The 1,020-nt window shown below is 77.0% G+C and carries 2 protein-coding genes; both read right to left on the bottom strand.

Annotated elements, in window-relative coordinates:
* Positions 1-759: LLM class flavin-dependent oxidoreductase (locus tag GT042_RS22405; RefSeq protein ID WP_161310518.1), on the bottom strand; the 759-nt coding region annotated here is incomplete at its 3' end.
* Between the two features lie 52 nt (positions 760-811).
* Positions 812-1,020, bottom strand: a 209-nt coding sequence (locus GT042_RS39310; RefSeq protein ID WP_237531074.1) for a hypothetical protein, incomplete at its 5' end; no start/stop codon positions are given.

The following is a 1,020-nucleotide window of genomic DNA, read 5'->3' as shown; positions in this document are numbered from 1 at the left end:
GGCGCCGAGGTCGACCGTGAGCGCCGCGAGCACCCGCAGGGCGTCGGGCCGCCGGCCGTGGGCGGCGGCGCGGGCGCGGAGCCGCTCGCGGATCCCCGCCGCCTCCTCGGGGCGGGTGGCCCTGAGGAGGACGACGTCCGCGTGGCGCGCCGCGATGTCCTCGCTGTGCTCGCCGGCCGCGTCCACGACCGTGACGGGGTGGCCCTGCGGCGGCCTCGGCACGGTCGCCGGGCCACGGACCCTGAACGTCGTCCCCTCGAAGTCGACAGGGTGGAGCTTGGCGCGGTCGACGAAGCGACCTGTCGACGTGTCGCGGATCCCGGCGTCGTCCTCCCAGCTGTCCCAGAGCCGCGCCGCCACCTCGGCGACCTCGCCCGCCTCCCGCCACACGGCCTCGGCGGGCGCCGCGTGGCGGCGGCCGAAGAGCCGGGCCTGCGCGGGGGTGGTCGACACGTCGACCACCCAGCCGGCCCGGCCGCCGCTCACCCAGTCCAGGGTGGCCACGGCGGAGGAGACGTGGAACGGCTCGGTGTGGGTGGTGGTGACCGTCGCGACCAGCCCGATCCGCTCGGTGGCCGGGGCGACCCGGGACAGGACGGCGAGCGCGTCGAGTCCCGGCCGGGTGAACGAGTCCTGGAGGGTGACGAAGTCGAGGGCGCCCCGCTCGGCGAGCCGGGCGAGGGCGACGTAGTCGGCGGCGTCGTACCGCGGCGGACCGCCGATCTCGGCGGCGAGATGCAGGGGTCGGGTGGCGGACAAGGTCGGGCCTCTCAGCTTCGGTTCAGGAGTCGGAACACCACACGCGCACGCCCTAGGGCGTGTCGGCGAGGTCCCGACGGTCGGTGGGGTCCGGACGGACGGCAGGGTCCCGATGGCCGGCGGGATCCGGACGGACCGCAGGGTCCCGATGGCCGGCGGGATCCCGGAGGAAGGTCAGGACGGCCCGTGCCACGTCGTCGTTCTGCCGGAAGGCGGGGCCGCCGGTGCGCGGCCGGGTGAAGGCACCGCTGGACCGGGCGG

It is taken from the genome of Streptomyces sp. SID3212, from assembly GCF_009865405.1.
Taxonomy (GTDB): Bacteria; Actinomycetota; Actinomycetes; order Streptomycetales; family Streptomycetaceae; genus Streptomyces.
The sequence above is the reverse complement of the archived record's forward strand: the minus strand, read 5'-3'. Positions and strand labels throughout refer to the sequence as shown.